The organism is Vibrio sp. Vb1755, assembly GCF_033338635.1.
In the GTDB taxonomy this organism is placed as follows: domain Bacteria; phylum Pseudomonadota; class Gammaproteobacteria; order Enterobacterales; family Vibrionaceae; genus Vibrio; species Vibrio alginolyticus.
Genome location: NZ_JAWOTA010000001.1, coordinates 108028 through 122607, shown reverse-complemented (window position 1 = coordinate 122607; position 14580 = coordinate 108028). Strand labels below are relative to the sequence as shown.

At 45.6% G+C, this 14580-nt stretch carries 13 protein-coding genes; 3 read left to right on the top strand and 10 right to left on the bottom strand.

Translation table 11 applies throughout. The annotated features are described in order from the left end of the window. Positions 1-133: 133 nt before the first annotated feature. A complete protein-coding gene (locus tag R7E00_RS00550) occupies positions 134-1009 on the top strand; it encodes a LysR family transcriptional regulator (RefSeq protein ID WP_005384388.1) in 876 nt (291 codons plus the stop codon). Positions 1010-1077: 68 nt separating this feature from the next. On the opposite strand, the gene R7E00_RS00545 is transcribed toward R7E00_RS00550, so the two are convergent. The 5 genes from R7E00_RS00545 to R7E00_RS00525 all read right to left on the bottom strand — a co-directional run bounded on the left by R7E00_RS00545 (position 1078) and on the right by R7E00_RS00525 (position 6736). Continuing rightward, positions 1078-1947, bottom strand: coding sequence for a LysR substrate-binding domain-containing protein (locus R7E00_RS00545; protein WP_248525492.1), 870 nt, complete (start codon positions 1945-1947; stop codon positions 1078-1080). A 136-nt stretch (positions 1948-2083) separates the two neighbouring features. Beyond that, positions 2084-3064 (bottom strand): OmpA family protein, encoded by a 981-nt coding sequence (locus R7E00_RS00540; RefSeq protein ID WP_065275126.1) that lies wholly within the window; start codon positions 3062-3064, stop codon positions 2084-2086. Between the two features lie 455 nt (positions 3065-3519). Beyond that, complete coding sequence (locus R7E00_RS00535) at positions 3520-4644, bottom strand: M14-type cytosolic carboxypeptidase (protein WP_085569208.1); 1125 nt, start codon at positions 4642-4644, stop codon at positions 3520-3522. 113 nt (positions 4645-4757) lie between these two features. After that, positions 4758-6158, bottom strand: a complete 1401-nt coding sequence (locus R7E00_RS00530) for an FAD-dependent oxidoreductase (protein WP_262606170.1) — start codon at positions 6156-6158, stop codon at positions 4758-4760. A 218-nt stretch (positions 6159-6376) separates the two neighbouring features. Then, on the bottom strand, positions 6377-6736 hold the full coding sequence (locus R7E00_RS00525; protein ID WP_064369428.1) for a DUF3316 domain-containing protein: 360 nt from the start codon (positions 6734-6736) through the stop codon (positions 6377-6379). A 412-nt stretch (positions 6737-7148) separates the two neighbouring features. Between R7E00_RS00525 and R7E00_RS00520 the strand changes: the two genes are divergently transcribed. Further along, complete coding sequence (locus tag R7E00_RS00520; RefSeq protein WP_262606171.1) at positions 7149-8075, top strand: VirK/YbjX family protein; 927 nt, start codon at positions 7149-7151, stop codon at positions 8073-8075. A gap of 12 nt (positions 8076-8087) precedes the next feature. Continuing rightward, positions 8088-8639, top strand: a complete 552-nt coding sequence (locus R7E00_RS00515) for a porin family protein (protein ID WP_262606172.1) — start codon at positions 8088-8090, stop codon at positions 8637-8639. A 68-nt stretch (positions 8640-8707) separates the two neighbouring features. Here the strand turns inward: R7E00_RS00515 and R7E00_RS00510 are convergent, their stop codons facing one another. The 5 genes from R7E00_RS00510 to R7E00_RS00490 all read right to left on the bottom strand — a co-directional run bounded on the left by R7E00_RS00510 (position 8708) and on the right by R7E00_RS00490 (position 14569). Next, the gene (locus tag R7E00_RS00510; RefSeq protein WP_047102800.1) at positions 8708-9613 is read right to left on the bottom strand and encodes an EamA family transporter; all 906 of its coding nucleotides are present in this window, start codon (positions 9611-9613) and stop codon (positions 8708-8710) included. A 66-nt stretch (positions 9614-9679) separates the two neighbouring features. Then, positions 9680-10384, bottom strand: a complete 705-nt coding sequence (phnR, locus tag R7E00_RS00505; protein WP_262606173.1) for a phosphonate utilization transcriptional regulator PhnR — start codon at positions 10382-10384, stop codon at positions 9680-9682. Positions 10385-10393: 9 nt separating this feature from the next. Continuing rightward, positions 10394-12118, bottom strand: a complete 1725-nt coding sequence (locus tag R7E00_RS00500; protein WP_042523354.1) for a putative 2-aminoethylphosphonate ABC transporter permease subunit — start codon at positions 12116-12118, stop codon at positions 10394-10396. 8 nt (positions 12119-12126) lie between these two features. Beyond that, complete coding sequence (locus R7E00_RS00495; RefSeq protein ID WP_009705055.1) at positions 12127-13233, bottom strand: putative 2-aminoethylphosphonate ABC transporter ATP-binding protein; 1107 nt, start codon at positions 13231-13233, stop codon at positions 12127-12129. 325 nt (positions 13234-13558) lie between these two features. Continuing rightward, positions 13559-14569, bottom strand: coding sequence for a putative 2-aminoethylphosphonate ABC transporter substrate-binding protein (locus R7E00_RS00490; RefSeq protein ID WP_005384363.1), 1011 nt, complete (start codon positions 14567-14569; stop codon positions 13559-13561). Positions 14570-14580: the final 11 nt, after the last annotated feature.

The following is a 14580-nucleotide window of genomic DNA, read 5'->3' as shown; positions in this document are numbered from 1 at the left end:
ATGTAACCAAGAATAACTTATCGTTACCTTCAATAAATCAGGGATAAGGCAGCAACTTAAATTGACCGAGCGTTGTCTTTTCTTAAGAAATTCAGCGATATGATTTGTCGACAAAAGCCAAGCGAGACAATGTATGAGCGTTAATCTGGATATTCAAAATATTTTGGTATTAAAACGGATGTATGAGTTACGTAACGTCCGGTTAGTCGCAGAATCACTCGGTAAAACGTCAGGAGCAATCAGCAAAAATCTGACAAAGATGAAAACTCAGCTCAATGATCCGCTATTCGTTCAGACCAAAAATGGCTTTGAACCAACAGCTTTTGTGGAAGCGAACATTGCGCATTTTGAGCAAATAATCAACAGTATTGATTCCATCAAACCACAGCATTTTTCACCAGCTCATTTTGACGGTTCAATCACTATTTATGCCAACACATTGTTTTGGGAGTACTTTGGTGACAAGTTTTACTTGGAGTTACTAAAGCACGCCCCAAACGCAAAATTCTCATGTTTGCGCTGGGGTAGCGAAGCAAAAAAACGATTAATTGACGGTGAAAACGCCATTGCGATTCATTACTTTGATGAAGATCTGCCACAGTCAATTGTTCAGACCGAACTAGGGCGAGGAAAAGCGGTATTTTTTGTTCGACAAGATCATCCCGCTCAAAACTCCCAAGAACTAGAAGAATACCCTTTTATACTTTTTAAAACGCCGGGATGGAACGACTACCGATACCCAGTGTTGGAAAGGCTCAAACATATGGGTTTTAGAACCACACCTAAAGTGGAAATTGAGCATCCAGCGATGATTCAAAAAGTGCTTCTGCAAACGAATCATTTTGGCATAACGATGAGTGGACATGTTCCTAAGGGTTGCCGGAGTATCGCGCTTCCTGCTGGGCTAGAGCTTGATGTTCGCTACGTGATGAGCTGTCGTCGCTCTCAACAGCAAGCTCCAGTAAATCAGTGGTTATTAGATGTCATTAAGCATGTCGCTCAGTCCTAGACTGATGACTTGCTACTGCTAATAATAGCCAAACCACACATGCGCTCTACTTACTCGCTGAACGAACATTAAAGACTCTGTATTAACCATTGAGCAAAGGTGTTTACGTGTGATTTTTCGGATGCTCGAACCACCATATAATGTGCACCAGAACTTGGCATATGCCAATTTCCAGCCTGGACTAATACGCCCTGTTGCAGCTCATCCTCAACAAGAAAGTCTCTTACCAGCAACACGCCAAGTTGATTAATCGCAGCATGAATAGCAAGCAATGAGTGTTCAAACTCGGCGACGACTTTGCTCACCTTCCCTTGGTAACCTTGGTGTGAAAGCCACTCTTGCCAAGATTCATGATAACCACTAGTACAGATTTTAGGCGCTTTAGCTAACTGCGAGAGGTCATTTATCGAGTTTAAATGCATAAAGCCGGGGCTTGCGACAACAATCCAGTTTTCTTGGGTTAATCGTATGGCTTCTTGCTCTTGCCAATCTCCATCTCCGTTAATAATTTCGATATCCGCAATCGCACTGGCGTTTGGAACTGTATTAGCAGTTGTCGAGACTTTAAAGGAAATGTCTGGGAATTGTCGCTGAAAATCAGCCAATCTTGGCATTAACCACTGAGAGCAAAAGCTGTGAGCGACATGTAAGTTAACTTGCGTATTCTTGGGACGAGTAAATAAATGCTGCGTCGTGGTCGATAATGTTTGAAGCACATGGTTAACCACAGGCCAGTATTCTTTTGCTGAGCTGGTCAGCGTAAGGTGCGTACCCTTGCGCTCGAATAATGTTGCATTTAACTGCAGTTCTAGCGATTTCACCTGCTGACTGACGGCCGCACGGGTCACATTTAGCTCCTCTGCGGCTTTAGTGAAGCTCTGTAATCGCGCCGTGGCTTCAAACGCTCGGAGCAAATTAAGCGGCGGTAAACTTTGCATAACACTCTCCCAAACACTTGGCAGCCATGGTATGAACTGGTGATGACAAATTGATGAAAGTGCTGAGTTTGTTAAGCGGGATCAAAAAAGCCAGCGTGATACACGCTGGCTTTTGGAACTTTATCTTAAGCAGGAATTATTCTGCTTTCTCAGTGGTTTGGTATTCAAACGCAGGGACAACTACTTCAACACGACGGTTCATTTGACGACCTTGACGTGTTTCGTTGCTTGCTACTGGGTTAGCTTCACCCATGCCTTTCACTGTCATACGCTCAGCCGCAATACCTTTTGCTTGGAACTCGTCAGCAACGGCTTTCGCACGTTTTTCTGTGAGTTGCTTGTTGTAAGCAGCAGAACCTGTCGTATCGCTGTAACCCGTGATCTCAACTTGAGCTTGTGGGTAAGTATTCATCAAATCAACGGTACCAGAAAGGTTCGACGCGTCTTTCACTTCTGCACTTTCTAAGTCGAATTGTACTGTCGCTGTTGTTTGAGCAGGGTAAACGTGATCTACAATGCGGGTTGCAGGACGTGCTTCTACCACCTCTTCAACGGCTTTTTCTTGAACGACTGGCTCAGAACCAAACTTGTAGTTGAAACCGATACCGAAGAAATCTGAATCCATGTCTTCAATTACATCATCAGACATATCTTGGTAGCGTTGGTATTCAGCACGTAGGCTCCAGTTGTAGTTGATTTGGTATTCAGCACCCAGAGAGCCAGTTGGTACGAAATCTTTCTCGTCACCAGCCATCATGTATGCAGCACCAACTTTCGCGAATAGATTCCAAGAATCCGTTAGTGGTAGGTTGAACTTAGGAGCTAGAGTTAGTGCCCATAGGTCACCGTCAACTGTGTTTAGGCCAGGCTTTTTGAAGTTTGCAGTGAAGTCACCAAGGTAATCAACACCATACTCTGCTGCAACGTACTTGTTGAAGCTGTAGCCTAAGTGCATAGATGCTGCAAAACTGTCGTCGTCACAAGGTTCGTTTAGGTAACACGCATCGTTTAGAGAGTTGTAACCTATTTTACCGCCCATGTAAGTGTCAGCAAGTGCAACGTTTGAGATCACACCACCAGCAAGTACAGTAGCCACTGCTATAGCGATTTTTTTCATTATTCTTTTCCTTTTTCTTGTACACAAAGCAACACATCGCGGCAGCATACTGCCGTAAAATATGAAGCCGTAACTTTCTCTTTTCTTCGAATAGAAATAGCTAAATAGCGTAGGAAAGAATCAAAAATGATATTCAAACGCCAATGACGTAAAACGGAAAAAGGTAACCTCAAGACCATCTATTCATGAGCTTCATCCGCATACCCAACCGAAAAATAAAGTTCGTTGCGTTGGTTTAGCCATAGTCAATTCGTTGCGGAGAATATCACAAAGAAGCCAACTTTCTGTGACGCAAATCACCATAAAAAGCCACTTTCTCAAATTTAAGAATCATCATTTAAGCTTGTGAATGGCAACAAATTTTTACAGGGGAGCGTGGATATGGAGAGCACAAAAAAACAGCTCATTTAAAATGAGCTGTTTTCGAAATAATGAAAAAGCGTTAACTCGTCGCGCTAAATTTTATCCGCTACGGTTAACGTTGCAGCTAATACATCTTGTCCAAACAAGACACTACGCTCAGGAGACCAACCGTAAAGTGGATCTGGGTGATTGTTGTTATCTTTAAATGGCATTTCGATTGTGTAAGACAAGCATTTGAACTGCTCTGCAACCCAATTTGAACCCACAGTCAAATTCGCTTTACCACGCTCATCTTTATCGTAACCAATCTCATCTTGGAACTCTGGCGTAATAGTCAATAACGCTTGCTTAAATGATGCCTCTAAAGCGGCAAGATTTTCATCGTAAGAAGGAATACCTTCTGAGCCAGCGACGAAGTTATACGGAATCGCTTCATCGCCATGGATATCTAAAAACATGTCAACACCCGTTTCCAGCATGCGCTGACGCACAAGGTAGACTTCTGGGCTCTTTTCCATTGATGGCGTTTGCCATTCACGATTTAGGTTTACACCTACTGCGTTGGTACGCAAGTGACCGCGAATACCACCGTCTGGGTTCATATTTGGTACGACGTAAAGCACCGCTTTTTCAAGCAATGCACGCGCAACCGTGTCGTTTTCATCTAACAGACGTTGGATCATACCTTCCATGAACCATTCCGCCATGGTCTCACCTGGGTGCTGACGTGCAATCATCCAGATTTTCTTTTTGCCTTCTTCTGGCTCACCGAAAGTAAGCAAGCTCATGTCATTGCCATCTAGCGTATGACCAAGCGTCTCTAGTTGGCAGTGGTGCGCGCTTTGTGCCATGTGTAACAAGTCTAAATGACGATCGTACGTGTATGGCGCAAAGTACGCGAAGTAAATTGAGCTGCGCTCAGGGATTACAGTGAAAGTCAGCGTGTCGCCATCGAACTCTGCCGGTACTCGGAACCATTCTTCACGATCGTAAGACGCAACCACATCGTAACCTTGCCATCCTTCTGGATAAGCCGATTTAGCCAAATCAAGCAATTTGATGGTGTGTGATTGCTCGGCTTCTGTCTCAAGACGGAAGTGGAACCACTGGTAGAATTCCGACATATTGTCGTTAGGAATTTTGAGTTGGATGTCGTTTTTGTCGTCCGCTTTCACTACGTGAATGCTGCCGCTATCGAAGTTGCTGAATACTTTCATTTTATGACTCACCTTTTAAATCTGAGCTTGAAAGACAGAGGCTAACACAAGGCTTCATCGCGCCCCAATGACTTTCACTGCAAACTGTCTCGTTTGTGGCTAAAGTCTTCAGTTTAGTCAAGCTTATCCGCTTTGCCTGCTGGTCCCGCGAGTTTTGCTAGCCACTTATCCCAGATAAACGGCGTTTTCTCGTTATCTTCTGCTTCCTCTTTTCGACGTACCGCGTTGCGCACTATCATAGCCCCGGTCCAGCGAAGCGGTTCTGGTGGGAAATACCCCAACGGTCCTTTGGCTAAACCACTGTTCGTCCACTCGTTATCGATTCCCAATATCAATGAAGATAAGATCTTTCCGCCCATTCGAGTCTGCGCTACACCATTGCCTGAATAACCAAATCCGTAAAAGATATTGCTCTGTTTATCTAGCTCGCCGAAAAAAGGGAAACCAGTAGCAGAACGATCAGAGCCCCCCGTCCATGAATAAGCAAACTCCTCTCCTCTCAAATGAGGAAACAACTTATCGAACGACTTGCGCAGTAGACCTTGGTAGCGTGTTGGCTTGTTAAACATTGCGTCAACTTGGTTATTGAAAGAAAACTGATTGCCGCCTTTCCCCAACATCAAACGGCCATCTGGCGTATCTCGGTAATAGTGGACGAAGATACGTGAATCCAACACGCTAGAACCTGCCTGCCAACCAGATAGAGGTAGTGCGTCACCAAGCGGCTTGGTGATCACCATGTCGGAAGAGACCACCACGATACTGTTTTTGAACTGTTTAAACTGCTCCACCATCCATGCATTTAATGCCAATACCACCTGCTGCGCTTGAACATTTCCTTTAGGTGTACAGACAGTGGCAGGTTTTCCATAATCTAGACGCGTCATCGGCGTGTTCTCATAAACTTCTACACCCAGATCAATAGCAACACGGCGTAACCCCCTCACTAATAATGCAGGTTGAACGCTGGCTGCAACTGGAGAGTGAAAGCCTTCTATATGTCGAGGTGAACCCGCATTGGCACGCAGTTCCTCCACCGAGCAACGACGCCAACTGTTCACTTCTAATCGCTTTAACTCGTCCACAACTGGCTGCATTCCCCCAGTTTGAGCCTGATTGGTTGCAGTGTAATAAACCCCTTTCAACGATAAGTGCGCATCGATGTTGTGCTGCTGACAAAAGTCGTCAATCTCTAGCACTGCTTGTTCCGACTCTTTTACTAACCAAGCAGCATGTTCTTCACCGAATAACCGTTTCAATGTCGGAAACTTGGTAGACCAAGTCAACATACAACCGCCGTTTACGCCCGATGCACCACTGCCACAAAGGCCTTTTTCAATCACGACTACCTTTTTTTCCGGAGATTGCTGCTTAATCATAATCGCGGTCCAAAGTCCGGTGTATCCGCCACCAACAATCGCAACGTCACTATTAATGTTCTGCTGTAACGGTTGTGGCGTTTCTGGTTGCTCAGCTTCAATTGCCTGCTTGAACCAATATGAATGATGTGTCATCGGGTATCCTCGTTAGTGCGTTACATCCATTTCCGCAAACACTTTACAAACGATGATGACAATCAACGAGCAAGAAAATCTAACGCTGAGCGATAGAAAATGTTGCACTGAGAGTGTGCGAATTTTCGCTTCCAACAAAAACAAAATGGGGAGCTCGTGGCTCCCCAAAACAAACAGCAAAAATATTACTGGTAAACAATTCGAGTCCGTCTTACTGGTTAATATTTACCGGTATCACGCATGCGGTACTCGTATTGAACATTGAGAATAGGCTGGTAAACAACTTGCCCGTCACTTTGCAAGAACTCATTTACCATGACTTTTGAGTCAGTGATAGAAAACGATTGGCGATCAACATACGTTGTAAGGCTCGTAAACTCATCACGGAGTTGTCCAGATGATTTATTTTGGTAGCTTTGGATCATGTCTCGGCCCATTTCATAAGCCGCTTGTTTGCTATCCATTACGTCGCCATGGATAGTTTCGGTATCGTTTGTCCAATGATAACCACCAGCAAGAGCCATAGAAGGTGCAGCAATCAGAGCAATCGTACTTGCTAAAGTTGTTAAGCGTTTCATAAACCTCTCCTTACTTACCTTTACATCGGGCCAAAATTGGCTCGATACTTATAAGGTACGTATAAAGACCTAAAACACGTCAAAACAATTTCAAATAATGTTCAATTTTCGTTCAACTTATTTCACATTAACTTAGCAACTCAACGTCATATTCAGCCGACATTCGCATTTTCTTCCTTTTGAACAATGGGTTTCAACCTGACATTTCCTTACCAAACCATACAATACCTAAGGTCAATTTTCTCTTAGAATTCCAGCAAAAGAACAGTGTTCAAAACCTTACAAAAACGTCGGACACAGCAAAAACCACCTCTTTTCAGTCGTGCTTTGCATTCCTCCTTTTCGGGTTCTTCGCTGCTCGTCCGTCGGTTCTTAATTGTCGCTATTGAGCACAAGTTAATCTGGAGTGAAAATGACCGCGAACAAATCCATTTTTTACCATAGCAAATCGATTTACTCAGATGATTATGCTGATGTCTACAAGCCAATTTGGACCTACAGAGCTAAGTTCATCTTACGTGCGCTTTATTACAAACGTGCATTTAAGCACCTTTCAGACAATATTGAATCGTCATTGTTAGAGTTGCTTTGTACACGTACGCATCGGTTTTTAGAGAAACCATTTCGTCCGTATATCATCAAAAACAACTCAGCGTTCGATCGTTCTAACTTGGTAGTTGATCACTATAAAACTATTTCAGAACTGTTTTCTAAACAAACAATCGAAGAAATCTACACAGACTCGAAAGGCCTAACATTAGCCTCTTTTGAAATTGACGAAATACTGTACTCGGTGAGATTAGTATACGAAGCACGTTATCAAAAAGAAGGCGACATGAGCCTAGTGCTGCACAGCGCTGAAGATGGCAACTTCTACACGCTCTCTTTTACGCTCGGTCACATCGAACCTGGACGCAGCATTATGATTGGCGGCTTACAAGGACCGCGAAGCAGTGAAGAAAACAACGCGAAAATTAAAAAGCTAACTCGTAAGCTTTACGGACAGAGACCAAAAAGCTTGATGGTGAGCTTGCTCACTTTGCTCGCACAAATTTGGGAAGTGAACACGATTCTAGCAGTGAAAACGCAGTCCCATACTTACGCAGCTAAGCGCTACAGCAAAGGGCGAATCAAAACGGATTACGATGCACTCTGGCAAGAATTGGGCGGCACCGAATACAATCGTCATTTTTACTCAATTGATGTAAATGCACCCCGTCGAGATATCGAAGGCATGTCGCGCTCTAAGCGTTCGATGTATCGTCGCCGTTATGAATGGCTAGACAACACCAAGATCACTTTCGAACAAATATTAAAAGGCGAGCAAGCTAAAAGCTAAGGAGAAGCGTTCATGCGTTATTCATTCATTACTGCTTTAGTGTTGTCGGCTTTTTCTTTGTCAGCCAATGCAGAAACCAGTGAGCACATCATAGGTACAAACATTGGCTATGGCGATGTGAACTACGATGCTCCGACAAGCAAAGAATCAGGCGACATGTTCTTAGGTGAAATATATTACCGCTACATGCCAACACATAACTTTGGTATTGAAGCAGGTTATAAAGGGGCGTTTGATGGTATTGGCTCAACGCTGTTAAGCCCAATTTCAGAGGTTACCGACACGAGTTTTTCTGGCCCACGTTTAAGTGGCTATGCGAGTTATCCTCTTGGTGCTGGTTTCGAACTGTACGGCAAGGCAGGTGTCACTCTCTACACTCTCGAATACACTTATAAAGTGAACGGTCAGAGCAAGAACATCGAACACTCAAGTGTCGGAGGTGAAGCGGCTGGCGGTATCGGCTGGAGCTATAAACACTTTGGTTTGAATGCAGAATATGTGTACTCAAAAAACAGCGATTTTGACTCTAGCGGCGTGATGTTTGGTGCGCAACTGCGTTTTTAAACAAGGCTTACAAGTTAATACAAAAGGCAGCGAGAGGCTCATTCGCTGCCTTTTTTCGTGAATATAGGTCAATACGCAAGCGCGAGAATGATCCCCGCCACGATAGAAGTAACGCCAAGCCCTCGGGTGAGATACCATTTCTCAGACAGAAACCAAATCCCCATAAACAATCCAAACACAATGCTGATTTGCCTTAGTGCTACGACCAAACTCACGTTGTCGGTCATGGTCATCGCAAACAGCACCAAGCCGTAGGTGGATGCCATCATTACCCCTGCCATGCTGGCTGTTTTGCGGATCTGCCACGCTGTCTTAATCTCATCTGGCTTGTCCGTAACTAAGCACCACACAAGGGCAGGAATACCAATTGCCCAAAACTGCACGCCCAAGTAGAAGATTGCACTGTACTGATCATTCAAGATCTCTGATGCTTGTCCGGTGAGTAAACTCAGCGCTTCTTTATCGACTACCGAGTAACCCGTTGTGCCTATTGCGGCAATCAATGCCCAGAACACACCAACGTTCAAATAAGAGCCCAATGTCATCTGACGAAAATTCGTCAGTGGTACCAGCATACAACCAAGAGTAATTAGTAAGAATCCAAGCCACTGCTGACTAGATAATTCATGTCCCAATGCAACACTGATTGCGCCGACCATCATCACAGGCAGTGCCCGAGCAATCGGATAAACCACCCCCACATCAGCGTGCTTATAAGCGACAATCAAACCAACCAGATAAACCATTTGCGAAATGCCGCTAATGAACAGCAACCCCCAAAACTCACTCGGTAATGATGTCCAGCCAATGGTTGCCAAATACCAAATCAAATAAGGGGTAAGAATGAAACATGCAGAGAAGCTGGCCGCCATAGTAAACGCGAGCCCTGACCCAGAGTTGCTTTTGCCAAGGATATTCCAGCCCGCATGAAGAACAGCAGAGAAAACGACGAGACCAATCGCCAACAAATCCATTTCAATGTTCCTGTCTGAATAAAATAAAGGCCCCGAGATGGAGCCTTAGATAATGAGAAAATCCACTTAACGATGGAGTTCCGCCAGAGATTCAATGCTGATGGCATCGTGTCGCCAATACTCGATATCGCAATCAATCAACTCACCGTGCTGGTTGTAGTTGATGCGCTCCACTACCATCGCGGGCGTACCGGCTGTCGCACGCAGTGCCTGAGCCATTTCACCCAACAAAGTGCTCGTTGAAATGCGGTAGCGAATCTTTTGATACGTCACGCCATAATGATCGCGGTAAATGTCCGTCAGTGAATTTGATAAATCGTAATCCAACAGGTTCGGAAACAGCTCTGGGCGAATGTAGTTTGTTACGAATACCACAGGTCTGTCTTCAAGGTATCGCACACGGTCGACTCGATACACGTCCGAGAAAGGTTGCAAGTCCAGTAAGCGCGCGGCTTGTTTGTTTGCCAACGTCCCTTTTGCTGCAACCAACTCCGTTTTTGGCACACGATTTTGCGCTTTCGCCATGTTCGGGAAGTTTAGCGTTTGGGTAGGGTCGTAACACAATGGCTCAGGTGAGATAAACCAACCTCGGCGATCTTCGCGATAGATTCGACCTTCCGCTTCTAGCAGTGATAAAGCTTCACGCAGAGTGACACGTGTAGTATCGAACGACTCCGCCAACTTACGCTCTGCTGGCAATTTTTGACGCGGCGATAGCATGCCCGCTTCAATCTGTTCAACAATCGAATCTTTAATTTTTACGTATTGCACGAAGTGTCCTTATCTTTTGCGCCAAGCTTGTGTGCGATTCTCTAACAATTTACCCAAAGTCATCTGAACAATCTTCGCAATTGCGGCAGCCATCATGATCATCACCGCCATCGCTGCTGCAGCGCCAGTTTGACCTGCATCGTCCATATTCAGAATCGAGACCGAAGCCGGAATCGTATCGGTTGAGTAAAGGAATACTACCGCAGAAGTGGTGGTCAATGCATTAACAAACAAGTAAGTCGCAATGTCCAAAATCGCAGGTAAGCACACAGGTAATGTCACTTTAAAGAACAACTTGTATTGAGGAAGCTTCACCGATGCCGCCGTGGCTTCAATCTCCGATGGCAACTGCTTTAGCGCTGTCAGGGCGGTCATGTGACCCACCGTGTAATAATGCACTACCGTGTTAATCACCAAGAATGCCATGGTGCCATAAAGCACGTTCAGAGGATTGTTCGCATCATTGAAGTAAAAGATGTAACCCAAGCCAAGCACCATACCAGGAACCGCCATTGGCACCACGCTAAGCATTTGCATCACCTGACGAATTGGACCAAACGCACGCCCTTTCTCAATGCAGTAAGCACCGACAAAGATAATGGCTGTACCGATCACTGCCGTCCAGCCTGCCAGCGTTAGCGAGTTGAAGAATGGGCTCCAACCGTAAGTGCTCATTTCGGCAAAGTTGTAGTTGTTTAGCGTCAGCGCTTTGTTCCAAGGCCAGAACGTAACTAACGAGCCATACACCGCCATACCAAGCACCGCCAGCACTGCGATAGAAATGATGCTGCAGTAAACCAAACAAATGCTGTCGCGCGCTTTGTTAGGCTCTGGCTGATAAGGCACCGAGCGAGTGTCGAATAAGCTCTTTTGTTTTTTCTGTACCCAACGGTCTGCGCCGAACGCCATTACCGCAGGGAATAACAACATAATGCTGGTCACCGCCCCCATGGCAAAGTTTTGTTGCCCCACGACTTGCTTGAAGATGTCAGTCGCCAGAACGTTGTAGCTGCCACCAATCACTTTCGGCACACCAAAGTCTGTGATAACCAGTGTAAAGACGACGATAAGCGTACTGATCAAACCGTATTTCGCCGCAGGTAGCGTCACCATAAAGAAGGTTTTGATGGGCGATGTTTTCAATGCGCGGGCAGCTTCATACAAACGGGCATCTGAAGTGCGCAGCGAAGTAGTCAAAATCATCAATGCATGAGGGAAGGTCCAGAAAATCAAACCCATCGAGATACCAATCACGCCGTAAATCGAGTTTCCTAACAGCATCTCTTTGGCAATGCCTTGATTACCGAAAAGGAAGATCAAACTGATCGCTGGTAACAGCGAAGGCGCAAGAATTGGCGCAGTACCTAGGATTTGGAACAAACCTTTAAGCGGCATACATGAACGAGTCAGCGCGTAGGCATAACCGAACGCAAGCACACCCACTACCGAGGTCACAATCACGCCCAAAGTGAAGGTGTTTCCCACCGACACCCACAAGCTTGAAGAAGAAAAGTACGTCGCAAAGTTTGCCAGACCGACAAATTCGCCATTGGCATTTTGCACACTCTTGGTCAACATTGCCCAAAGCGGCATTAAGATGAACAGCACCATCATGGTCGACAAGCCTGCGAGCAAACCGAACAACACAAGGTTGTCGCGGCTGACACGTCCGAGTAGGGATTTTGCTTTGTCTTGTGTGGTCAGGCTATTCATCGTCATTGTCTTCGCATCCATGTTTACACCTACGCCGCTAGTGCTTTATCAACCGAGGGCACGGCGTAACCATGCAACCCTTCTTCAGCAAACTGGATGTAACGTACATCGCCCGCTTTGATATTGAGTTTTTGAACCGTTTCCACAGGCACATCCACGACGATGGTTTTCGTTGAGCTGTCGTTTTGCAATACGCAATCAATGCGGAAAAACGCCCCCAAAAACTCGGTTGCGGTAACTCGCACAGGTAAAGAGTTGGTGTAGTTTTCAACGAACTTGATACTTTCAGGACGCACCGCAAGGTCGAAGCGGTCACCACGTTGGATCTTACGATTGGTCAAGCTTGGCGCTGGCATCAGGGTTTCGGCAATCCGTACTTGGGAGTCTGTTGCGGCTGAGGTTTCAATAAAGTTCATGCTGCCGACAAACTCAGCAACAAAGCGCGTTGCTGGTTGTTGGTAGATCTCTTGAGGTGTACCGACTTGCTCAATCACGCCATGGTTCATCACCACAATGCGATCCGCCATCGACAATGCTTCGTCCTGATCGTGCGTAACCATGATGGTGGTGATGCCCAGCTTACGTTGCAGCTTGCAAATCTCATCACGTAAGTGAACACGTACTTTTGCATCCAGCGCTGACAGCGGCTCATCAAGTAGCAGTAGACCCGGAGATAGCGCCAATGCACGAGCCAAAGCAACACGCTGCTGCTGACCACCAGAAAGTTGGTTAGGGAATTTCTCGCCAGAGGTTGGAAGACCAATGGTTTCTAGCCAGTAATCTACTTTCTCTAACGCTTCTTTGGTCGACATACCTTGGTTCTTCAAACCCACCGCAATGTTCTCTTGCACAGTTAGGTTCGGAAACAGCGCGTAAGATTGGAATACGATGCCGAAATCGCGCTTCTCTGGTGGTAGGAATGTGGTCTCTTGACCGTTTTGAAAAATCGCACCAGACGTTGGTAGGTCTAAACCTGCAATAGCACGTAGCAGAGTGGTTTTACCGCAGCCAGAAGGGCCAAGAAAACAAACAAACTCGCCCTTTTCAATCGCTAGCGAGATTTTCTTTAATGCAGTGAACTGTCCGAATTGCTTCACTACATTTTCGATATTTAGGTAATGTTGGTTAGTTGACATAACACACGCTCCAAATGGTATATACCAACTTTAGTTTTGGAGTGTTACGTTCCAATGACAAATTTATAGCCAGAAGATGACAAATAGATGAAGGGCGATGAGGTTTGTTTAAGTGGCAATTAGAGATTCCCGACTCACTCCTTCGTCGCTCTAGAGAATGACGTGGTAAGTGCGGATAGAAGCTCCCAACTTCCTTAAGTCCGTCATTCCAGCGAACCTAGGTGAGACTAGGAATCTACTTGCAGCAAACTCTGAAATAACAGAGAAAACAAAAAATCCACCTCAATCGAGGTGGATTTCAGCATTCAACTCAAAGCAAATTCAATTAAGACTTTGGTTCTGATTTCGCATCGAACTTCTCAGACCAAGCCGCTAGAATCTCTGCACGCTTGCTGCCCATTTGCGCGAAGTCCATCTTCGCCATGTTCTCTTGAACGTTCGGGAAGTTAGATACGGTCGCTTTCACTTCTTTATGTGCAACCACTGGGTACATTTCTACGTAAAGCTCATTTGCTGCTTTAGAGATTGACCAATCGACCACGCGCTTCGCTGCATCAGACTCTTTTACTAGACCAACGGCTTCTGATTCCCAGCCGATGCCTTTTGGTGTGATAACCGCTAGTGGTGCGCCTTGTGTTTTTAGCTTCGCGCCGCGGCTCGCCATCGAAATACCAATAGCCACTTCACCCATGCCCGCTTGAACACATGGCTTAGAACCCGAGTGCGTGTAGTGTGCAATGTTCTTGTCTAAGTCACGCATGTAATTCCATGCCTGATCTTCACCCATGTTTTGTAGCCAAGCAGAAACCTGCATGTAGCCAGTGCCTGAAGACGCTGGGTTCGGCATTGCAATGTGACCTTTGTAAACCGGCTTTGTTAGGTCTTCCCAAGACGTTGGTTTCGGTAGGTTAAGTTGTTTCGCTACAGCTTCGTTAAAACAAACTGCGTTAAAGAACGCATCGTTACCGAACCAAGCTTGGTTTGATTGAGGATCGTTTAGGTTCGCGTGCAGCTCTTCCAAACCTTTTGGAGTGTAAGGCTTAAGAAGACCTTCATCTTTAAGCAGTGCCATTGACGAGCCAGCCAGACCCCAAACCACTTCCGCTTGAGGGTTGTTCTTTTCTGCCAGCAATTTCGCCGTCATGATACCGGTGGAATCGCGAACCCACTTAATCTTGATATCTGGGTTATCTTTCTCAAACGCAGACTTGTATTTCGCAAGAATGTCAGTTTCGAAAGCGGTGTAAACCGTGACTTCCTGTGCTGCCATTGCATTCGTAGCTAGCAGAGAGACAAGTGCAGCCAGCGATCCTTTCATCAAACGGTTTTTCATCATTTTCTCCAGTT